This is a genomic window from Enterococcus sp. 7E2_DIV0204 (assembly GCF_002140855.1).
GTDB lineage: Bacteria > Bacillota > Bacilli > Lactobacillales > Enterococcaceae > Enterococcus_L > Enterococcus_L lemimoniae.
The window spans coordinates 2,616,131-2,637,414 of the sequence record NZ_NGKY01000001.1; the positions used below are offsets into that span (position 1 = coordinate 2,616,131).

A 21,284-nucleotide genomic window follows, 5' to 3' on the forward strand; every position below is an offset into this window, starting at 1 on the left:
GGAAGACGAATGGAAAAGTTTCAATTATCGGAAGATGTATATGTAAGAACGGTTGCGTTGCGTGTGAAAGATGTAGAAAAAATGGTTCGTTTCTACAAAAATGTGTTGGGGTTTATTTTGAAATTGGAAGAAAATAATTTGTCTATCTTTGGTTCACAAGAAAAGGATAGCAGATTGCTGATATTAGAGGAAGCAGATCTAGCTGAAGAGCAGTTAATCTCTTTGAACAAAGCTGTTTGTTTATCATTACGAATTCCGACTAAGGAAGAATTTGGTAGTCTTTTGAGGAGAATTACAGCACATAATTATCCTATCGGTAAATTAGTACAGCAAGGAAATCGAAAAAGTGTCTTCTTAGAAGATCCCGAGGGGAATGAGCTGGAAATTAATTATCAAAAATCAGTTAACCAAGCTGTAGAGACAGCTGAATCACTAGATATTCAAACATTAATACAAGAAAGCAATGTATTATATTCAAGCCTTTCAGCAGACGTGGTATTTGATCGGATCAAACTGCATGTAGAAAACAAGTCAGAGCATTTAGCTTTTTATCAAGATGTTTTAGGAATGCTTTCTGAAGATGTTTCAATGGGGAAGCTGTCGATGAAAAATGGTAATTTTGAGATTTACTTGGCAGATTCTGTCACACAAAATGAGAACAAACTAGAGAGTGAAGAATGTTTGGGAGTAGATTTTTTCGTTTTAGGATTAGAAACTGAAACTGAAATGAAATTACTTAAGCAGCATTTAGAAAATAAGCAGCAAAAATTTTTTGTTGATAAAAAATTAACCATTTTAACCATTTATGATCCAAGTGACATTGAATGGTGGTTTGTACGAAACTAGTTGAGAAATAAGAATAAAAGCAATGAGGAAAATGAATGATGTATAAAGAAACAAGCAAAAAAATCAAGACTTTGATGAATGAGGGGGTTTTTCCTGGTGTTAGTTTTTCATTTATGACTGACACAGCATCCGAAGATCATACCTGGGGAAATGCTCAACTTATACCTACAGTCGAAGAGCTAAAGCCTTCGCTGCTTTTTGATGTTGCTTCTTTGACAAAAGTTATTTGTACAACAACAGTGGTCTTACAATTGATGGAAGAGAAAATTATCGAAATTGATGCACCTTTCAAAAATTATTATCCAGTATTTGAAGATGAAAAAATAACGATTCGACATCTATTGACTCATACATCTGATATTCAAAGTTATATTGAAAATCGAGATGCTTTATCGAAAAGTGAATTGCAGCAGGCATATAATCTGGTTCGCTCAGGGGAATCTTTAGGAAAAAAAGTAGCATATACAGATACTGGGACGATTTTGTTGGGCTTTATGTTAGAAGAATTGCTAGAGAAAGACGTCATTGAAATTTTTAAGGAACGTGTTTTAGCCCCCTTGGATATGACAGATAGTTGCTTTTTACCATCAGATCCATCTAAAACCGTACCAACAGAAAACCATCCCGTAAGAGGTGTGATTCGCGGACAAACTCATGATCCAAAAGCGTTTGTTTTAGCTGAACATGCTGGCAATGCTGGTTTATTCACTAACTTAGCTGATCTTAAAAAATTCACCTCAATGTATTTGAATGAAGGCCTGTATCAGAAAACGAGAGTATTAAGAAAGCAGACAGTTTGTTTGTTGTTGGCGGATCAAACACCAGATAAGTGCGGACATCGTTCTTTAGGATGGGATTTGAAAGCTGATTTAACAGGAAGGCCGTGTTTATTTCATACTGGGTATACAGGAACTTTTTTGCTAATTGATCTAAAAGAAAAAGAAGCGTTTATTTTTCTATCTAATCGAGTTCATCCCGTAGATGAGAGAGCAACGTACATTGAAAAAAGAGATGAATTGATTGACATTTATTTGAAAGAAAAAATAGCAAACAAAGATGAATCGCTTTCTTTTTAGTGGTATAATTGACGAGTATAAATGGAAGGGAGTCTCTAAACTATGCAGCAACCTTTATTTCTAAAGCCAGTATTCCAAGAAAAAATTTGGGGTGGCGATCGTTTACACACTGTATTCGGTTTTGACTTACCAAGTAATAAAATCGGAGAAGACTGGGCGATCAGTGCGCATCCTCATGGTGTTAGCACTGTGGAGAATGGTGAATTTGCTGGGCAAAAGCTCGACGAACTTTGGGCAAATCACCGTGAACTGTTTGGTCATGCCAAGGGCGATGTTTTTCCTTTATTAACAAAAATTTTGGACGCGGAAGATGATTTATCTGTGCAAGTGCATCCAGATGATACTTATGGATTGGCTCATGAAGGCGAACTTGGAAAAACCGAGTGTTGGTATATTATTGATGCTGAACCAGGATCTACGATTATTTATGGACATAATGCCAAGAGCCGTGAAGAACTAGAAGCAATGATCAAAGAAGCACGTTGGGATGATTTACTGAAAAAAGTTCCAGTTAAAAAAGGTGACTTTTTCTATGTGCCAAGTGGAACGATCCATGCAATCGGTAAAGGGATCATGATTTTAGAAACACAACAAAGTAGTGATACAACGTATCGTGTATATGACTACGATAGAAAAGATGATCAAGGCCAAACGAGAGAACTGCACATTCAACAATCTGTGGATGTTACGACAGTTCCAGCTAAAGAGGCACAATTATCGATCCAGCAACAAAACCAAGGGCAATCAAGTATTATTACCTACTTGAAAACACCTTTTTTCAATGTATATGAATGGCAAGTCAAAGGTGTATTGAATCTTAAAAAAAATGCGCCGTATACATTAGCAACAGTCATTGATGGTGTCGGTCAGTTGATCATTGAAGAGGTTGAGACGGTTAAAACTGAAAGCTATGAATTGAGTAAAGGAACAAGCTTTATTTTACCGAATGATATCGCAAAATGGCGTGTCGAAGGAGACTTGACGATTATTGCTTCAGAGCCTGGTGTAGATGCCTAAAAATAAACAAGAAAAGTGTTAGGATTTTTTTCCTAACACTTTTCTTGTTTATTTAACAGTCAATACCTCTTGTGGGACCTCAAAGGGTTCACTGTATTTTTTTTCTAAGGCAGTTTTGATCAAGCGAACGCCTAGGTTCTCATTACGAGCAAGAATCGGTCCGTGGAAATAAGAACCAAAAACATTCTTGTAGATTACACCTTCAGAACCGTCTTCACTATTATTGCCTTTTCCCTTGATTACATTCCCTAAAGGACGCTCACCTTTTCCGAGAAAAGTTCGGCCATTATGATTTTCAAAACCGTAATACGTTTCATTGAATTCTTCATTATGAATGACAATATCGCCAATGTAGCGGTTATTATCTTGGCTTAACGTATAGTGATCCAAAGCACCGATTCCATGGATTTTTTCACCTTTAGCCCCCATGTAATAGTGACCTAACAATTGAAATCCACCACAAATTGCCAACATTACGCCATCATTTTCAATATATTCGGTCAGTTCTTCTTTTTTAGTTTGGATATCTTCAGAAATGATCAGTTGCTCAAAATCTTGACCACCACCAACGAAAACTAAATCATATTTATTCGGGTCAAAAGGTTCATAAATACTGATGATCTCAGAACGAAAGGTGACATTCATTTTTTCAGCAAGGTATTTTAACATTAGTAAATTACCATTGTCACCATAAGTATTTAGTAGATTTCCATATAAATGGCATACAACTAATTCTTTAGTCATTGTTTTTACCTCATTCGTATTTTATTTTTTCAGAAGATCATAAGACAAAAGTGTTTCACACCGATACACAACTATTTAATATAACCTTGAGCAGTTAGTTGTTTTCGTAACTGTAAAACTGCCGTGTACGTAGCTAAAATATAAACACGTTCTGTCGGCAATTTTTTGATTGCCGTGATTACATCCTCAAGATTAGGGATTTCTTTTAAATTATCTTCAGGAATTCCAGCAACTTTTAGTCGTAAAGCCATATCTGTATGGCGGTCACCACCAGCAATCACTTCGGAAATGTCCATTTGGGCAAACGCCTCATGGTCACCGTCCCAGATCCAGCTAACATCGATACCGTCTGCATAATTCGCATTTAATAATGAGACAAGTGAGAAAGAATAAGGAGCAAGGCCCATCATGTCGATCACTTGATTTAAACCAACTGGGTTTTTAACTAAAATCAACGTGCATAATTTACCATCAATATTGATGGTTTCTTGACGACCAAATACTTTTTCATCATAGCTTAGTCCTGCTTTGATTTTTTCCGGCGCAACACCGTAATGCTCTGCAACAGCCGTAGCAGCCAAGGCATTGTAGACATTGTACATTCCCCCAACAGCAATGCTATATTCAGAACCATCAATGACAAAATCAGCAGAAGTATTATCCATTGCAACCATCTCGGTAAGTTGAACATCTAGTTCAGGACGATGAAAACCACAGTTTGGACAATAATATTTTCCAAGATTAGCATAAGTGATCATTTTATAATGTAAAATATGGTGACATTTTGGGCAAAGTAGTCCATCTGTATTGTAATGAGCCATTTGCTCTTTATCTGGCTCATGATTGAACCCATAGTATTTTCTCGGATTGATCGTTTCAACTGAGTTGAAGATCGGTGAATCACCGTTACATAGGATTGGAGCATTAGGAGCAGCCGCTGCACCATCTACAATCAATTTGTAAGTAGTGTAAATTTCACCGTAGCGGTCCATTTGATCTCGAAAAATATTTGTAAATAAGAATAGTTTTGGTTCGATATATTTTGTAACACGACTTAAACTAGCCTCGTCGATTTCTAAAATGGCAAATTTCTTTTTTGCTTTTTTATTTTTGGCAGATAAGAACGTTGAAACGATTCCTTGTTCCATATTCGCACCTGTTGGATTCGTCAGTACGTGATCAAATTCTTGTCTTAAAATATTTACCGTTAAAGCAGTAGTCAATGTTTTTCCATTCGTACCAGTAACAACGACGATTTCATAATCTTTTGCCAAGGTATCCAAAATTTTTGGATCGATTTTTAGTGCTAGTTTTCCAGGATAGCTGCTGCCGCCTTTGAAAAAAGTTTGTAAAACCCATTGAGAAGTTTTTCCAGCGGCTATCGCTACATGACTTCTAATTCCCATAAAGTAGTGCCCTCCAATTTATATCAACAATCAAAAATTAAATTCAATAATAAACTCAATCTATAATACCACAATTAAAAAAAAAAATTAATTGCTTTTACTCTTTCTTACTATATTAGGGAAAATAAAAATTAGGCAGTTAGGTTCAAAAAGAACACAACTGCCTAATAATAAATCCCGAATAGTTACTTAGCATCGATATAGCTATATAATGTATATTTTGAAATATTGAAAAATCCAGCTACTTTGTCGCCTGATTTTGTTACCAAAAAGGCTCCTTTGCTATTTAAAAACTGGATGCATTTGATTTTATCATCTTTTGTCATCAATGGAACAGGTTTGCCAACTAATTTCACTGATTCATCAATCAAATCATCTAAAAGTTCGTTGATATCTTGAGGAATATAATCAGGTTCTTTCTCATCCTCTTGTTCATCGATGGAAACAAGTGATTTTAACGTTGATTCGGCCGCAATCAAAGCGGTGATGTCATAATTGATGGCAAAAATTCCATCTAAGCTACCAGATTTATCTTTGAAATAAACGGTGCTTGATTTTAAAATACGACCATCATGTGTTCGCGTCAAATAATTGACGTGATCGATCAAATCAGCTGGATCTTTTTTTAATGCCTCTAAAACAACTTGAGAAGGTCCATCCCCAAGCTGACGTGAAGAAACATGGCCATTTTCAATAGAAACGATGGTATTGTTAACATTGTTTTCATTGATTTTATGAATAACGATTTCACAATTTTCACCAAACTGACCAGCCAAAGCTTTAGCAACTTGAGTCAGAAAATTTAATTTTTCATCGGAAAGCATAATTTCACTCCTTTCTATCTTACAGAGTTTATTTTTAAGTAAATTAAATGATACTTTAGGTTTGATTTCGCTTGTTTTTACAATTTTAAGAAAATAATAGATATATATAAAGACATTTTTAGAGAAAATGGTTATCTATAATTCGCTTCGTGTGTAATAATATCATGCAGTAAATCATAATACAAGACAATGGGCGTTTTGCACTAAAAAATATTTTTTAGGCAGCATTGTTTTTTTTTAGGTATGGTGGTATAATTTAATCGAGTTAGAGGAAATAGTTCATCATGAGTATGATTGCAAGCGCTTTTTTAGTGTAAGATTAGAATATATAAATTGTTATTCAGATAACGATTCATTCGTGAATGTTTGAACTATCCTTTATGAAAGCGATTTCTATTTTCGGCAAAAAAATAAAAGAAATATAGGAGGGCAATGATGTTATTAATAGGAAATGGACGACTGATCACAAGAGACAAGGAAGGGACATTTTTTGAGAACGGTTGTGTGGCAATTGAGGGTCAGAAAATCAAAGCAGTAGGAGCAACAACGGGTTTACGCAAAGAGTTTCCCAAAGCTGAATTTATTGATGCCAAAGGCGGCGTGATTATGCCAGGATTTATCAATATGCACAATCATATCTATAGTACATTCGCGAGAGGATTAAGTATCAATAACTATCATCCTAAAAATTTTATGGATATTTTAGAGGGACAATGGTGGCGTATCGATCGAACATTGAATTTAGAAGACTCTTATCATAGCGCTAAAATTGCCTACTTGGACAGTATTAAAAATGGAGTGACGACAGTTTTCGATCATCACGCTAGTTATGGTGCGATTGAAGGTAGTTTGACCCAGCTTTCTAATGCAGCAAATGAACTGGGGGTTCGTACTTGTTTATGTTATGAAGTATCCGATCGAGATGGTGAAGCGAAAATGAAAGCAGCAGTTAAAGAAAATGTTGACTTTATCAAGATAAGCGGTGAACGCAGTGATGATATGCAAAAAGCGATGATGGGAATGCATGCAGCCTTTACGTTATCCGACAAATCGTTAGAACATTGCGCTGCTTATACGCCAGAAGGGGTTGGTTATCATATCCATATTGCAGAAGACATCGCTGATGTATATGATTCACTTGCAAAATATGGAAAGCCAATCGTAAATCGTTTATATGACTTGGGTATTTTAGGGAAGCAAACAATGGCAGGCCACTGTATTCATATCAATCCCCATGAAATGGAACTATTACGAGATACTAATACAATGGTTGTAACAAATCCAGAATCTAATATGGGAAATGCTGTAGGCTGTCCGCCAGCAATGCGGATGCTTAATGAGTATGGCATTTTAATGGGACTGGGAACAGATGGTTACACGAATGATCTTACAGAATCATACAAGGTGGGAAATATCATTCACAAACATCATTTAGCAGATCCAAATGCTGCTTGGGCAGAAATCCCACAGATGTTATTCAATAATAATCCACAAATGGCAAATCGTTATTTTGAAAAAAAACTTGGCGTTTTAGAAGCAGATGCAGCAGCAGATGTGATTGTGTTGGATTATAAAGGACCAACACCAATGACAAAAGACAATTATAATTCTCATATTTTATTTGGCATGAATGGTGGCGCTGTTACCGATACAATTATCAATGGTGAGATTCGTATGAAAAATAGAGAAGTACAAGGCGTTGATGAAGAAAAAATTTGGCATGATGCTAAAGTACAAGCACAATCGCTTTGGACAAGAATCAATAGCTAGTATTACTAGCTTAGAAAAATAAAAAAGGAGTGACAAACATGAGTGACATCATGCACCCGATTTCGATCGATGGGTTATTGAACTGGATCTTAAATGAATATAAAAATGAATCAACAATTTTTGGTGTAAGAAAGTTTTATAAAGCGGATCCCAGTAAAACAATGCCTTTATTTGGTGAAAAAATGGAGACACCTTGTGGCCCTGCTGCAGGACCACATACCCAGTTATCTCAAAATATTATTGCCTCTTATTTGACCGGTTCACGTTTTTTTGAAGTTAAAACAGTTCAAGTCATTGATGGAGAAGATTTACCTGTAAGTAAGCCGTGTATTACAGCAGCTGATGAATGCTACAACGTAGAATGGTCAACTGAATTGCGTGTTCCCCAAGCTTATGAAGAATATGTCAAAGGGTGGTTTGTTTTAAAACTACTTAGTAAAGAACTTGGTTTAGGAGACCCAGATGGTTTTATTTTCAATATGAGTGTTGGGTATGACTTAGCTGGTATTCAGTCGCCAAAAGTTGATAAATATATTACAGATATGCAAGATGCTGAAAATACACCTATTTGGCAAGAATGTAAAGCAGCTGCCTATAAATACTTACCACAATTCAACTTTATCGACAAAGAATTTATCGAAGGAATCAGTCCAAATGTGTGCCGTTCAATCACACTTTCTACACTACATGGCTGTCCATCAGACGAAATCGAGCGAATCACAACTTATTTATTAGAAGAAAAAGGGTTGAATTCATTTATTAAGTGTAATCCAACTATGCTTGGTTATGAGTACACACGTCAAACAATGGATGAACTAGGTTTTGATTATATGGTTTTTGATGATCATCATTTTGTAGCAGATTTACAATTTGAAGATGCGGTTCCGATGCTAAAACGACTACAGACTTTAGCAGACAAGAAAGGGTTAAACTTTGGCGTGAAAATCACGAATACTTTTCCTGTTGGGATTGCTGAAGATGAATTACCTGGGGATGAAATGTATATGTCAGGACGTTCATTGTTTCCATTGAGTATTTCCTTAGCTAAAAAATTGTCGGATGCATTCGATGGAAAACTGCAAATTTCTTATTCTGGCGGTGCAGATATTTTCAATATTAAAGATATTTTTGATGCGGGGATTTGGCCGATTACGATGGCTACAACATTATTGAAACCAGGTGGCTATCAACGCATGAACCAAGTAGCGAATCTGTTAAGTGAATCAGAGTATCCAACACAAGTACGTGTTGATCTAGATAAACTGACAGCAATCGTTGAAAAAGCAAAAACACAAGGTCGCTACAAAAAATCAATCAAATTACCTGAAAGTCCTAAACTACGTACAACCGTTCCATTAACTAATTGTTACACAGCTCCTTGTCGTAGTGAAGGTGGTTGTCCAATCGATCAAGATATTCCAGCTTATCTTCGTTACGTTAGCGAAGGCAACTATTTAGAGGCCTTAAAAGCGATCGTGGATAAAAATCCGTTGCCTTTCATAACGGGAACAATTTGTGCGCATCCTTGTATGACAAAATGTACCCGTCAGTTCTATGAAGGATCGATCAAAATTCGTGAGGCAAAACTGGAAGCGGCTGAACATGCTTATGACGAATTAATGGCGACCATGGAAAAACCAGTTCGAAAAGAAAATGCGCCTAAAACGGCGGTTGTAGGTGGTGGACCAGCTGGAATCTCTGCTGGATTCTTACTTGCTCGTGAAGGAATGCCAGTCACTGTATTTGAAAAAGCAGATACGATCGGCGGAGTTTGTAGCCAAATCGTACCAGAATTTAGAATTTCAATGAAATCTGTTCAAAACGATGTTGAAATGGCTAAATTTATGGGAGCGGAATTTAAGACTGGGAAAGCTGCACCGAGTATTGAAGCATTACGTGAACAAGGCTATACCAATGTTATTTATGCAATCGGTGCATGGAAACATGGGAAGTTAAGATTAGAAGCAGGTGAAACGTTAAACTCGCTAGAATTTTTAAAAGCCAATCGCGAAAAGCCTCAAGTCAATCCATATGGTGAACAAATCGTAGTGGTTGGCGGTGGAAATACTGCAATGGATTGTGCTAGAGCTGCAACTACTTTACCGGGAGTGAAGAAGGTTTCTGTTGTTTACCGTCGAGACAAACGTAACATGCCAGCTGATGAGGAAGAGTTGTACTTCGCGTTAGAAGATGGTGTGGAATTCTTAGAGCTATTGTCACCAATTAAATTGGACAATGGGTTACTAACTTGCGAAAAGATGCGCTTAGGTGAACGTGACGGCTCTGGTCGTCGTAAGCCTGTTGCAACAGGCGAATATACGGAAGTTCCAGCTGATACAGTTGTAGCTGCTGTTGGTGAAAAAGTTGATTCTGACTTCTACCAATCAATTGGAATTTCGACTGATCAATATGGAAAAGTCATGTCAAATCAAGCAACGTTAGAAACAAACCTAAAAGATGTTTATGTGATTGGGGATGCTAATCTAGGACCGGCAACCATTGTGGAAGCCATTGCTGACGCAACGAAAGCTGCAGGAAATATTTGTCAAATCCATAATCATCATTATGAACAAACAAATTTAAACGATGATTCTGCAGCTGTGCGTAATAAACGAGGCTTACTAGAAACAAATGAAGCATTGTGCGGCCAAGCAAGCAATTGTTTAGAATGTTCAACGATCTGCGAATCTTGTATGGATGTTTGTCCAAATAGAGCCAATATTGTCGTAACAGTCAAAGGGCAACCACAAATTGTTCATGTTGATCGTATGTGTAATGAATGCGGCAACTGTGAAACGTTTTGTCCTTATGCAAGTGCACCATACAAAGATAAATTTACGCTATTCAATACGGAATCTGATTTTCAAAATAGTACGAATTCAGGTTTTTACGTTATTGACCCAAGAGAAAAAATTTGCCTGGTTCGTTTATGGGGCAATACATCAACCGTCCACTTAACGGCACAAGGAGTTGATATTCCAGCAGATATCATCGAATTGATGGATACGATGATCGAAGAATACGAATACTGTATGCAAATGTAAAAAGACATGAGTTGCGCAAAAACAACTTCTGAAAAATGGAGGTTAAAAAATGTCTATTCTTTTAAAGGGCGGAATCGTAGTTTCCGCTAATGGTCGCCGTCAATTAGATGTAAGAATCGATGGTGAAAAAATCGTTGAAATGGGTACTCATTTAAAAACAGAAAATTCTACAGTCGAAGACGTGACAGAATGTTTTTTACTGCCGGGATTTATCGACGCCCATACTCATTTAGAATTAAACAATGGGAAAGGCTCAATGGGTACTGCAGATAATTTTTATACGGGAAGCAAGGCAGCTGTTGCTAAAGGAACCACTGCAGTGATTGATATGGCGACACCAAGCAAAGGCAGTTCATTAAAAGACTGCCTAGCTGCTTGGGATCAGTTGGCACAAGGGAATAGTTCTTGTGATTATACCTATCATATGTCAATCATTGAGTGGAATCCCGCTATCAAGGCAGAAGTTAAAGCAATGATCGATGCTGGGATTACTTCATTTAAAATGTATATGGCCTATGACAATTTAAGGACAACAGATGCTGAAATATTTGAAGCAATGAATGAGATTCATAAGTACCAAGGAATGCTCGGTATTCATTGTGAAAATGGTGATATGGTCAATGAAATGATTGCTCAATTTGTAGCGGAAGGAAAATTATCACCTCATTATCACCCTTTAACAAGACCAGATTCAGTTGAAGCAGAAGCTGTAGAACGATACTTAATGATTGCAGATTTAGCTGGTTTACCCGTTAATATTGTTCATTTAAGCACAAAACGATCTTTAGAAGCTGTGAAACGAGCGAGAGCACGAAATCAAAAAGTCTTCGTGGAAACATGTCCGCAATATTTAGTATTGGACGAACATTTATATGATGGTCCTGACTTTGAAGGAGCGAAGTATGTGTGTTCACCACCGTTACGTAGTATTGGTGATCAGCAGGCTTTATGGGATGGTGTTATCGATGGTCAAGTCAATACGATTTCAACGGATCATTGCAGTTTTAATTTTGAGGGACAAAAGACGATTGGCAAAGAAGATTTTAGTAAAATTCCTAACGGGATGCCGGGTGTCGAAACTCGTCCTGAGTTGATCTATACCTATGGCGTAACGACTGGAAAAATCAGTTTAGAGCGGATGGTTGGTCTGATTTCAGAAGACATTGCCAAACAGTTTGCCTTATATCCACAAAAAGGCATTATCCAAGCTGGCAGCGATGCAGATATCGTCATTTGGGATCCCCAAACTACAGGCGTCATTTCAGCAAAAACTCAGCTGCAAAATGTAGATTACACTCCTTATGACGGGATGCAAACAAAAGGCAGCGCGCGAGCCGTTTATCTAAGAGGGCAAAAAGTGGCTGAAAATGGTCAAGTGATCGCAGAAAAACAAGGAAAATTTATTTTCCGGAACATCACCAAAAATGACTAAGGGAATCAATCAACTTGTGTTGATTTAAATAAATAGATGGAGGGGAAAATTTTTTGGAAAAAATAAAATGGACGGCAAATGAAATGCCCAAAACAGATGATCAGTATTTATCACTGATGTCAAAGGAAGCAATCGAAAAAGCCTTAGCTTTTCATCGTAGTTTCCCTCAATACAATCAGACGCCATTGGCTGAATTAAAACAGATGGCTCAACATTTAGGATTAAAGGATTTTTTTGTTAAGGATGAATCCTATCGTTTCGGATTAAATGCCTTCAAAGTGCTCGGCGGCTCGTTCGCTATGGCAAACTATATTGCAGAAAAACTGGGGAAAGACGTAGCAGATTTGACGTATGATGTTTTAACGTCCAATAAACTAAGGGAAGAATTTGGGCAAGCAACTTTCTTCACTGCGACTGATGGAAATCATGGACGCGGCGTTGCTTGGGCGGCAAATAAATTGGCACAGAAATCAGTTGTTTTGATGCCTAAAGGCTCAACGCAAACCCGAAAAGAAAATATTGAAAAAGAAGGCGCTAAGGTGACCATTGAAGAAGTCAATTACGACGAATGTGTGCGGATGGCTAACAAGATGGCAGAAGAAACTGAAAACGGTATCATGGTACAAGATACTGCTTGGGATGGTTATGAAAAAATTCCAACTTGGATCATGCAAGGATATGGCACGATGGCATTAGAAGCTTCTAAGCAATTAGCAGAAGCTGGAAACAAGCGGCCAACACATGTGTTTGTACAAGCGGGTGTGGGTAGTTTAGCCGGAGCAGTTGTTGGCTATTTTGCTAATCTTTATCCTGATAATCCACCTAAAATGATCGTAGTCGAAGCGCAAGTAGCAGATTGTTTATATAAATCAGCAATCGAAAAAGACGGCAAGATTCATTTTGTTGAGGGCGATTTGCAAACCATCATGGCAGGACTTGCTTGTGGTGAACCAAATACGATTTCATTCGATATTTTAGAAAATCATACATCAGTCTTTGTTTCAGCGCCTGACTGGGTTTCAGAAAAAGGTATGAGAATGCTTGGAGCGCCATTAAAAGGTGATCCTCAAGTTATTTCAGGAGAATCAGGTGCTGTCGCAATGGGCTTAGTAGCAACCGCGATGCAAGATCCCGAATATAAAGAATTACGTGATACGTTAGAACTAGACGAAAATTCAAGTGTTCTAATGTTCTCAACAGAAGGCGACACAGATCCAGATAACTATAAAAAAATCTTATGGAGGTAATATAAATGGATTTCAATGAAATTAACAAAGCAGCAGAAGGTTACAGAAAGGACATGATCAAGTTTTTACGTGATTTAGTTAAAATTCCAGGAGAAAGTGCTGAAGAAGGCGCTAAAATGGATCGTGCGAAAGCCGAAATGACAAATTTAGGTTTTGATAAAATCGAAGTAGATCCTCAAGGTAATTTACTAGGTTATATGGGAACAGGGAAAAAATTGATCGCATTTGACGGTCATATGGATACTGTTGGTATCGGTGAAATGAGTAACTGGAAATTTAATCCATATGATGGGTATGAAACAGATACTGAAATTGGCGGACGTGGTACTTCTGACCAAGAAGGCGGAATTGTTTCAGCTATTTATGGTGCCAAAATTATGAAAGATTTGGGACTATTAACCGAAAAATATACAGCATTAGTAACAGTTACTGTTCAAGAAGAAGATTGTGATGGGTTATGCTGGCAATACATCATCAAAGAAGACGGCATCCGTCCTGAATTCGTTGTGTCAACTGAACCAACAGATGGCGGAATTTATCGTGGTCAACGTGGCCGGATGGAAATCAAAGTAGAAGTCAAAGGTGTTTCATGTCACGGATCAGCTCCAGAACGTGGCGATAATGCGATTTACAAAATGGCCGACATTTTACAAGATGTTCGTGCCTTAAACAATAATGGTGATACCGAAAGTACTGTTATTAGAGGCTTAGTACGTATGCTTGATGAAAAATACAATCCTGAATGGAAAGAAGCACGTTTCTTAGGCAAAGGAACTGTTACAGCTTCACAAATCTTCCATTCATCACCAAGTCGTTGTGCGGTAGCGGATGGTTGTACAGTGTCATTAGACCGCCGAATGACAGCTGGCGAAACTTGGGAAAGCTGTTTAGAAGAAATCCGTCAATTACCTGCTGTTAAAAAATATGGCGAAGATGTAGTTGTTTCAATGTATGATTATGATCGTCCTTCATACACTGGATTGACTTATCCAATCGAATGTTATTTCCCAACTTGGGTAATTCCAGAAGAACATGGCGTAACAAAAGCCTTGATGGAAACACACAGAAATCTTTATGGTGAAGAACGTAAGGGATCAAAAGAAACGATCGACATGCGTAAAGCTCGTCCGTTGTTAGACAAATGGACATTCTCAACAAACGGAGTATCGATCATGGGTCGCAACGGCATTCCTTGTATTGGCTTTGGACCAGGTGCTGAAGCACAAGCACATGCACCAAATGAAAAAACTTGGAAAGATGATTTAGTTCGCTGTGCAGCTGTTTATGCCGCATTACCAACTGTCTATTGCGAAAATAACTAATCATTATTTTGACTAGTTATAGTGAATGATCAAAGGGAAAAACGAACCGCGATGCGAATGAGTAAAGGTCATTTGCATCGTAGGTATCGTATTAATAAACTTTAAGGGAGAAATGACATGGAAACTTTTAACGATTATATTGCAAAATTGGACAAATTAGAATTTGATAAAATGTATGAAAACGACTTTTTCTTAACATGGGAAAAAACCCGTGATGAATTAGAAGCTGTTTTTATAGTAGCTGATACTTTACGTTATTTACGTGAAAATAATATTTCAACAAAAATCTTCGATAGTGGTTTAGGTATTTCATTATTCCGTGATAATTCAACAAGAACTCGTTTTAGTTTTGCTTCAGCTTGTAACCTTTTAGGGCTAGAAGTTCAAGATTTAGATGAAGGAAAAAGCCAAATTTCACACGGGGAAACGGTTCGTGAAACAGCGAACATGATTTCATTTATGGCTGATATTATCGGGATTCGTGATGATATGTATATCGGTAAAGGAAATACGTACATGCGTGAGGTTTCTGAATCTGTACAAGAAGGGCACAAAGATGGCGTATTAGAACAACGTCCAACATTAGTCAACTTGCAATGCGATATCGATCATCCAACTCAAGCGATGGCAGATGCTTTGCATTTGATCCATGAATTCGGCGGTGTCGAAAACTTGAAAGGTAAGAAAGTTGCGATGACTTGGGCTTATTCGCCTTCATATGGTAAACCATTATCTGTTCCTCAAGGAATCGTAGGTTTGATGACACGTCTTGGTATGGATGTTGTTTTAGCTCATCCAGAAGGCTATGAAATCATGCCAGAAGTTGAAGAAGTTGCGAAGAAAAATGCAGCGGAAGCTGGCGGTTCATTTACTAAAACAAACAGTATGGCAGAAGCATTTAAAGATGCCGATGTTGTGTATCCTAAGAGCTGGGCTCCCTTTGCTGCTATGGAAAAACGGACACAATTATATGGTGAAGGTGATCAAGCTGGTATCGATAAATTAGAAAAAGAACTACTTGCTCAAAACACCAATCATAAAGATTGGGAATGTACAGAAGAACTAATGAAGACAACAAAAGATGGTAAAGCATTATACATGCACTGCTTACCTGCCGATATCACTGGTGTCAGCTGCGAGGAAGGTGAAGTTGAGGCTTCTGTCTTTGATCGTTATCGTGTGGAACTGTACAAAGAAGCAAGCTACAAACCATATATAATTGCGGCTATGATTTTCTTAAGCAAAGTAAAAAGCCCGCAAGCAACATTAAAAGAACTTGAGAAAAAAGCAACTCCAAGAGAAGTCAAATAACGCTTTATTGAACTAGGCATGAAGTGAGATGCTTTCTTTATTGATGATGATAGTCGTAAGTAAAATAATTTGTTCTCTTTTCAAAAAAAAACAAATGAACTGATTTTAAGACCTTTCCAAGTCCATTTATGAATACTATCAGTTAAGGATAAAACTGTCTTAAAACGAATCTGCTGTCCACAGATTCTGACCACTTCATGCAAAATTCAGTTTTTACTTAACAATCATTGATGTGATTTATTGGAAGAAAGCATCTTACTTTTAAAATAATCAATTAAACGAATCATTATAAAACAGAACACGAGGTGAATGGCTGAATGGTAAAAAGAGTTGTGGTTGCACTTGGCGGAAACGCATTAGGTGATAACTTAACAGAACAAATGACAGCAGTACAAGAAACATCTAAAGCCATTGCAGATTTGATCGAGGCAGGATACGAAGTGATTTTGTCTCATGGTAATGGTCCTCAAGTTGGGATGATCCAGTTAGCGATGGAAGAACTTTCATTAAGTGAGCCAAGCAAATATCCGACGATTCCACTATCCGTTTGTGTGGCGATGAGTCAAAGCTATATCGGCTATGATTTACAAAATGCTTTACGGGAAGAATTATTGAGCCGTAACTTAGAGCAACCGGTTGGAACTGTGATCACACAAGTAGCTGTCGATCCGAAAGATCCAGCATTTGCTCATCCTGCTAAACCGATTGGTCGCTTTATGTCAAAAGAAGAAGCAGATACGCTTGTGAAAGAAAAACAAGTGACAGTCGTTGAAGATTCAAGGCGAGGCTATCGTCAAGTTGTGGCATCACCAAAACCAAAAGAAATCGTTGAAATCAAAACGATCACGTCTCTGATTGATTCAGGTCAAACCGTGATTGCTTGTGGTGGCGGTGGTATTCCTGTTGTGAAGTCCGGCAATCATTTAAGCGGAGCTGCAGCTGTAATCGATAAAGATTTCTGTAGCGAACTATTAGCTGAAATGGTAGATGCTGATCTACTGATCATTTTGACAGCCGTAGAAAGAGTCTGTATCGATTTTGGAAAACCAACGCAAAAGGAATTGAGTCAAGTATCTACAAGCGAAATGAAAAAACATGCAGCAGACGGGCAGTTTGCACCAGGTTCAATGTTGCCAAAAGTGGAAGCGGCAATTCAATTTGCTGAATCAAAACCGGGTCGTAAAACATTGATTACCTTATTAGAAAAAGCCAAAGACGGAATCGTTGGGAAAACGGGCACGATCATTGAGCAGTAAATGAAGCAAAATACGTAGGAGAAGGAGTGAGTTGATGACAAACAAAATGGTAAATTCAACAAATGCACCAGCAGCTGTAGGACCTTATTCCCACTCAGTTTTAGCGGGCCAGACACAGTATATTTCTGGTCAATTGGGATTAGATCCTATAAGTGGTGAGATGAAAGAAACTGTTGAACAGCAAGCAGAACAAGCATTGATCAATTTAGGTGCCATCTTAAAAGAAACAGATATGACTTATGACAATGTTGTAAAGACAACTGTATTTCTAAAAAACATGTCAGATTTTGCAAAAATCAATGACATTTATGGTAAATATTTCTCGAAGACACTTCCTGCCCGTTCTTGTGTAGAAGTATGTGAATTACCAAAGAATGGACTTTTTGAAGTTGAAGCAATTGCAATTAAAAATTAATTTCTGAGAAGTTTCTGATTCAAGAAAAAGGGTTGCGGATTTCAATACTCGGATAAGTGCAGTCCTTTTTAAAATAAAAAGTAAAGAAGGAAACATGCCTATGAGTGAAAAAGAAGAAAAGGCATTGTTTGATTATGATGCCAAGTTATCAATCAAAGAAGCTGTTCCAATGGGCTTACAGCACGTAGTAGCAGCAGTAGTTGGGATCGTTACACCTGGAATTATGATTGCTAAAGTCTGCAATCTAAGTTCTGGAGATACGACGATCATGATTCAAACGTCACTGATTTTCTCTGCCGTAGCAACTCTGATTCAGCTTTTTCCGATTTTTGGAAAAGTCGGCTCTAGGTTACCTGTTATGATGGGTGCGAGTTTTGCTTATGTACCGATTTTAATGGCCATTGGCGGAGACTTTGGGATTGCCGCAATTTTTGGTGCTCAGTTGGTTGGCAGTATTTTAGTTATTTTAGTTGGACTCTCTATCAAAAAAATGCGAATATTATTTCCGCCGCTCGTTACTGGTACGGTCATCTTAAGTATTGGATTATCGCTATTTCCTGTCGCAATCAAATACATGGCTGGGGGAGCTGGCAGCCCAGATTTTGGCTCAGCTCAAAATTGGCTAGTAGCATTACTAACTTTTGCAGTGGTTTTTTATTTTAACTATTTTTCAAAAGGATTTCTGAAGCTATCCTCTATTCTAAATGGGATGATTATTGGGTATGTTGTTTCATTGATTTTAGGAATGGTCAATTTTGCTCCAGTCAAGGAAGCTTCTGTTTTTCAAATGATCACACCGCTATACTTTGGTTTAGATTTTCAAATCGTACCGATTTTAACTTTAGTGGTGATGTTTATTGTTGATGCAGTTCAAGCAATCGGGCAGTTCACTGCCACAACAGTTGGAGCAATGGATCGGGAACCAACAGATCAGGAGCTTTCTGGCGGGATTATAGGAAGCGGTTTCTCCAATTTTATTGGCAGCTTTTTTGGTTCTGTGCCTGTTGCAACATTTGGTCAAAACGTAGGATTAGTTACGGTGACTAGAGTAATTAATAAATATGTAATGGTTTTTGCCTCTGTTATTCTACTGGTGGCAGGCTTTGTTCCAAAAGTCGCATCGATTTTGACGACAATTCCTTATGCTGTGATTGGTGGTGCAACGGTATCTGTGTTTGCGTCAATTTCAATGACTGGCGTTCGGATGATCGCAACGCAAGAATTAACTCCTAGAAATACGGGGGTTGTGGGAATTGCGTTAGCTTTTGGTATCGGAGTAACGTTATCAGTTGGTTGTTTAAGTGGATTTCCACCTTGGGTAACGACTATTTTTGGTAACTCAGAAGTTATTTTGACAACGATCGTTGCAGTTGTTTTAAATGTTTTACTTAAAGAGGAGAAGCAACTAGCGATCGAATAACTATGAAGATTTTCTCCTTAAAAAAGATGCAAAAGATAAATGAATAAGCTGATTTGTCTTTTGCATTGTTTTTATGAAGACAGCGATTTAGTAAAGGAAAATGCAGAATGAAGAATTTTTTTCTAGAAGGAGACAAATTCGTCGGAAAGTCCACATTATTACAAGAGGTAATCAGAGCTACTGGGAAATCTATCAGTGGTTTTTATGTGAAACGCAGAATTGGTGAACAAGGTCAGATTGTTGGTTTTGAACTGAGAGCTGCAAAAGAATTACTTCAAAAAGAAGCCAATTTAGAGCCGATTGACGAACATTGTTTTATTCAAACTGAAAACGGCAAACGAACGAGAAACCTGCAAGTGTTTGAAACATGGGGCAAGTTTTTATTAGAAGAAGCGAAAACCTATTCAGCTGATCTTATTTTATTAGATGAAATCGGTGGGATCGAATTACTATCACAAAGCTTCACAAACGAGCTTTTAACAATGATTCAACAACCGCAAAAAATAGTTGGGGTGTTTAAGTCAGATGTAAATTATCAAAGACAAAAGAAGCATACAATTGAAAAGTTAGAGATAGGAAGACAACGAGCACAGCTAAAACAAACTATTCTCAAAAATGAAGGACAGATTTTAGCATTAAATGAACATAATTTTGCTGAAATCAAAATGCAACTGTCTGAATTTTTAAAGAGATAATTTTTTTGATGGTCGTTATCTTTTTAGAGTATAACGAAAGGAGGTTTTGTAATGAAGGAGCAAGAAGCCTTTAATTATACGCTCAATTTGAAATTGCGGACAAATCGCATTTTTTTTGGACCTGGCGTTGTTGAACTACTCCAACGGATTTCTCAAACAGGCTCACTAAATACTGCTGCTAAACAGATGCGCATGTCTTATAACAAAGCTTGGCGGATGATCCAAAAAGCTGAGGAAGAACTAGGTTATCCTCTAGTCAATAAAAGTGTAGGTGGGAATAATGGCGGTGGTTCCACCGTAACAAGCCAAGGAAAAAAATTAACAGCAAAGTTTTTGCTTTTTCAAAAGAAAACGTATCAAATCACCAATCAGTATTTTGCAGAGATTTTTAGTGATGAATTAGATTTAGAATCAGTAGAGTTGGAGGAAAGAGAATGAAAGAACTTTTTCTACGAATAAATGAAGCAATCAAACAAAGAGAAGATACGGTTTTAGTTACGGTTACTGAAAGTTCAGGATCGACACCTAGAGCTGCTGGTGCTCGTATGCTAGTTGATAAATCTGGTCGGATAAATGGCACGATTGGTGGTGGCGCAGTAGAGTTTCGCGCAGAAAAAATTGCGAAAGAGGTTCTGAAAGCACAACGATCTCGAGCAGAGACCTTTATTTTAGCACCCAATGATGTTGTAGATCTGGGTATGATTTGTGGGGGGAATGTGGCGCTGTTTTTTCAATATCTTAGTTGGCAAGAAGCTTCTGTTCAAGCCATTTGCGAAGAGGTTATCCAGCATTTTAACCGTAATCAGCAATGTTGGCTGATCACTGAAATCAATGCTGAAAGAGAAAATGGTTTTGGGGTGTATAGCGTAGAAACAGGATTAATCGGAAATATACCAGCTAAATTAAAAGAGGAGAAGTTTAAAGCTGGTTTATCAGAAGTAAAAGTGGATGAACGGATTTATTCCGTAGAAGCATTGCTACAACTTGGAAAAGTTTACGTTTTTGGTGCTGGTCATGTTGCTCAGGCGTTAGTTCCTATTTTAAAAACAGTAGAATTTTATTGTGTTGTTTTAGATGATCGGGAACAATTTTTAACCGAAGCAGTTTTTCCAGATGCCGATCAGAGAATGGTCGTTGATTTGGGTAATCTTGCTGCATCGATTCAAATTACAGAGGCAGATTATGCCATCGTGATGACACGAGGCCATCAATTTGATTTTCTAATAGCTAAGCAGTTATTAGAAACACCAGCACATTACATCGGTGTCATGGGCAGTAAGCAAAAAATTGCTGTCCAAGTCAAAAAATTAAAAGAAAGCGGATTTTCAATGAAAGACATTGAACGAATCAATATGCCGATCGGCCTAAAAATAAAATCAGAAACACCAGCTGAACTGGCAATTAGTGTTGCCGGTGAGTTGATTGAAAAAAGGGCGGAAAGACCAAAGGGATAGCGGTC

General features: G+C 37.6%; 18 protein-coding genes. 15 read left to right on the forward strand and 3 right to left on the reverse strand.

Annotated features, from left to right (window positions below; genetic code table 11):
• Positions 1 to 9 precede the first annotated feature (9 nt).
• The 3 genes from A5819_RS12185 to manA are packed head-to-tail and all read left to right on the forward strand — an operon-like array spanning position 10 to position 2,939.
• A complete protein-coding gene (locus A5819_RS12185; RefSeq protein WP_086279049.1) occupies positions 10 to 846 on the forward strand; it encodes a VOC family protein in 837 nt (278 codons plus the stop codon).
• Between the two features lie 38 nt (positions 847 to 884).
• Positions 885 to 1,922, forward strand: a complete 1,038-nt coding sequence (locus tag A5819_RS12190; protein WP_086279684.1) for a serine hydrolase — start codon at positions 885 to 887, stop codon at positions 1,920 to 1,922.
• Positions 1,923 to 1,964: 42 nt separating this feature from the next.
• Positions 1,965 to 2,939: a mannose-6-phosphate isomerase, class I gene (gene manA / locus A5819_RS12195; protein ID WP_086279050.1), complete on the forward strand. Its 975-nt coding sequence runs from the start codon at positions 1,965 to 1,967 to the stop codon at positions 2,937 to 2,939.
• Between the two features lie 48 nt (positions 2,940 to 2,987).
• Here manA and A5819_RS12200 read toward each other — a convergent pair whose 3' ends face one another.
• The 3 genes from A5819_RS12200 to A5819_RS12210 form a co-directional block, all read right to left on the reverse strand.
• The gene (locus tag A5819_RS12200; protein ID WP_086279051.1) at positions 2,988 to 3,683 is read right to left on the reverse strand and encodes a type 1 glutamine amidotransferase; all 696 of its coding nucleotides are present in this window, start codon (positions 3,681 to 3,683) and stop codon (positions 2,988 to 2,990) included.
• Between the two features lie 71 nt (positions 3,684 to 3,754).
• Positions 3,755 to 5,089, reverse strand: a complete 1,335-nt coding sequence (locus A5819_RS12205) for a Mur ligase family protein (protein WP_086279052.1) — start codon at positions 5,087 to 5,089, stop codon at positions 3,755 to 3,757.
• Between the two features lie 185 nt (positions 5,090 to 5,274).
• Entirely contained in the window at positions 5,275 to 5,913 is a 639-nt protein-coding gene (locus A5819_RS12210; RefSeq protein WP_086279053.1) for a transcriptional regulator, read from the reverse strand.
• 435 nt (positions 5,914 to 6,348) lie between these two features.
• Here A5819_RS12210 and ssnA point away from each other — a divergent pair, with 435 nt between their 5' ends.
• The 12 genes from ssnA (at position 6,349) to xdhC (ending at position 21,279) form a co-directional block, all read left to right on the forward strand.
• Complete coding sequence (ssnA, locus tag A5819_RS12215) at positions 6,349 to 7,683, forward strand: putative aminohydrolase SsnA (protein WP_086279054.1); 1,335 nt, start codon at positions 6,349 to 6,351, stop codon at positions 7,681 to 7,683.
• Positions 7,684 to 7,721: 38 nt separating this feature from the next.
• On the forward strand, positions 7,722 to 10,727 hold the full coding sequence (gene ygfK / locus A5819_RS12220; protein WP_086279055.1) for a putative selenate reductase subunit YgfK: 3,006 nt from the start codon (positions 7,722 to 7,724) through the stop codon (positions 10,725 to 10,727).
• Between the two features lie 49 nt (positions 10,728 to 10,776).
• A complete protein-coding gene (hydA, locus tag A5819_RS12225; protein ID WP_086279056.1) occupies positions 10,777 to 12,159 on the forward strand; it encodes a dihydropyrimidinase in 1,383 nt (460 codons plus the stop codon).
• A gap of 53 nt (positions 12,160 to 12,212) precedes the next feature.
• Positions 12,213 to 13,406: a diaminopropionate ammonia-lyase gene (gene dpaL / locus A5819_RS12230; protein ID WP_086279057.1), complete on the forward strand. Its 1,194-nt coding sequence runs from the start codon at positions 12,213 to 12,215 to the stop codon at positions 13,404 to 13,406.
• Between the two features lie 5 nt (positions 13,407 to 13,411).
• Positions 13,412 to 14,728, forward strand: coding sequence for a YgeY family selenium metabolism-linked hydrolase (locus A5819_RS12235; RefSeq protein WP_086279058.1), 1,317 nt, complete (start codon positions 13,412 to 13,414; stop codon positions 14,726 to 14,728).
• Positions 14,729 to 14,845: 117 nt separating this feature from the next.
• Entirely contained in the window at positions 14,846 to 16,039 is a 1,194-nt protein-coding gene (gene ygeW / locus A5819_RS12240; protein WP_086279059.1) for a knotted carbamoyltransferase YgeW, read from the forward strand.
• 317 nt (positions 16,040 to 16,356) lie between these two features.
• Positions 16,357 to 17,295, forward strand: a complete 939-nt coding sequence (arcC, locus tag A5819_RS12245; RefSeq protein WP_086279060.1) for a carbamate kinase — start codon at positions 16,357 to 16,359, stop codon at positions 17,293 to 17,295.
• A gap of 34 nt (positions 17,296 to 17,329) precedes the next feature.
• Complete coding sequence (locus tag A5819_RS12250; RefSeq protein ID WP_086279061.1) at positions 17,330 to 17,710, forward strand: RidA family protein; 381 nt, start codon at positions 17,330 to 17,332, stop codon at positions 17,708 to 17,710.
• A 100-nt stretch (positions 17,711 to 17,810) separates the two neighbouring features.
• A complete protein-coding gene (locus A5819_RS12255; RefSeq protein ID WP_086279062.1) occupies positions 17,811 to 19,130 on the forward strand; it encodes a nucleobase:cation symporter-2 family protein in 1,320 nt (439 codons plus the stop codon).
• Positions 19,131 to 19,237: 107 nt separating this feature from the next.
• Entirely contained in the window at positions 19,238 to 19,825 is a 588-nt protein-coding gene (locus tag A5819_RS12260; protein ID WP_086279063.1) for a nucleoside-triphosphatase, read from the forward strand.
• A gap of 51 nt (positions 19,826 to 19,876) precedes the next feature.
• Positions 19,877 to 20,263 (forward strand): winged helix-turn-helix domain-containing protein, encoded by a 387-nt coding sequence (locus tag A5819_RS12265; protein WP_086279064.1) that lies wholly within the window; start codon positions 19,877 to 19,879, stop codon positions 20,261 to 20,263.
• Positions 20,260 to 21,279 carry a xanthine dehydrogenase accessory protein XdhC gene (xdhC, locus tag A5819_RS12270; RefSeq protein ID WP_086279065.1) on the forward strand — a complete coding sequence of 340 codons (1,020 nt, stop codon included), beginning with the start codon at positions 20,260 to 20,262 and terminating at the stop codon, positions 21,277 to 21,279. Before A5819_RS12265 ends, xdhC begins: the two co-directional genes overlap by 4 nt.
• Positions 21,280 to 21,284: the final 5 nt, after the last annotated feature.

What these genes read in the sequence shown, in the direction of transcription:
- A5819_RS12185 (WP_086279049.1), top strand. Translation starts at nt 10, where the DNA reads ATGGAAAAGTTTCAATTATCGGAAGATGTATATGTAAGAACGGTTGCG.
- A5819_RS12190 (WP_086279684.1), top strand. Translation starts at nt 885, where the DNA reads ATGTATAAAGAAACAAGCAAAAAAATCAAGACTTTGATGAATGAGGGG.
- manA (WP_086279050.1), top strand. Translation starts at nt 1,965, where the DNA reads ATGCAGCAACCTTTATTTCTAAAGCCAGTATTCCAAGAAAAAATTTGG.
- A5819_RS12200 (WP_086279051.1), bottom strand. Translation starts at nt 3,683, where the DNA reads ATGACTAAAGAATTAGTTGTATGCCATTTATATGGAAATCTACTAAAT.
- A5819_RS12205 (WP_086279052.1), bottom strand. Translation starts at nt 5,089, where the DNA reads ATGGGAATTAGAAGTCATGTAGCGATAGCCGCTGGAAAAACTTCTCAA.
- A5819_RS12210 (WP_086279053.1), bottom strand. Translation starts at nt 5,913, where the DNA reads ATGCTTTCCGATGAAAAATTAAATTTTCTGACTCAAGTTGCTAAAGCT.
- ssnA (WP_086279054.1), top strand. Translation starts at nt 6,349, where the DNA reads ATGTTATTAATAGGAAATGGACGACTGATCACAAGAGACAAGGAAGGG.
- ygfK (WP_086279055.1), top strand. Translation starts at nt 7,722, where the DNA reads ATGAGTGACATCATGCACCCGATTTCGATCGATGGGTTATTGAACTGG.
- hydA (WP_086279056.1), top strand. Translation starts at nt 10,777, where the DNA reads ATGTCTATTCTTTTAAAGGGCGGAATCGTAGTTTCCGCTAATGGTCGC.
- A5819_RS12235 (WP_086279058.1), top strand. Translation starts at nt 13,412, where the DNA reads ATGGATTTCAATGAAATTAACAAAGCAGCAGAAGGTTACAGAAAGGAC.
- ygeW (WP_086279059.1), top strand. Translation starts at nt 14,846, where the DNA reads ATGGAAACTTTTAACGATTATATTGCAAAATTGGACAAATTAGAATTT.
- arcC (WP_086279060.1), top strand. Translation starts at nt 16,357, where the DNA reads ATGGTAAAAAGAGTTGTGGTTGCACTTGGCGGAAACGCATTAGGTGAT.
- A5819_RS12250 (WP_086279061.1), top strand. Translation starts at nt 17,330, where the DNA reads ATGACAAACAAAATGGTAAATTCAACAAATGCACCAGCAGCTGTAGGA.
- A5819_RS12255 (WP_086279062.1), top strand. Translation starts at nt 17,811, where the DNA reads ATGAGTGAAAAAGAAGAAAAGGCATTGTTTGATTATGATGCCAAGTTA.
- A5819_RS12260 (WP_086279063.1), top strand. Translation starts at nt 19,238, where the DNA reads ATGAAGAATTTTTTTCTAGAAGGAGACAAATTCGTCGGAAAGTCCACA.
- A5819_RS12265 (WP_086279064.1), top strand. Translation starts at nt 19,877, where the DNA reads ATGAAGGAGCAAGAAGCCTTTAATTATACGCTCAATTTGAAATTGCGG.
- xdhC (WP_086279065.1), top strand. Translation starts at nt 20,260, where the DNA reads ATGAAAGAACTTTTTCTACGAATAAATGAAGCAATCAAACAAAGAGAA.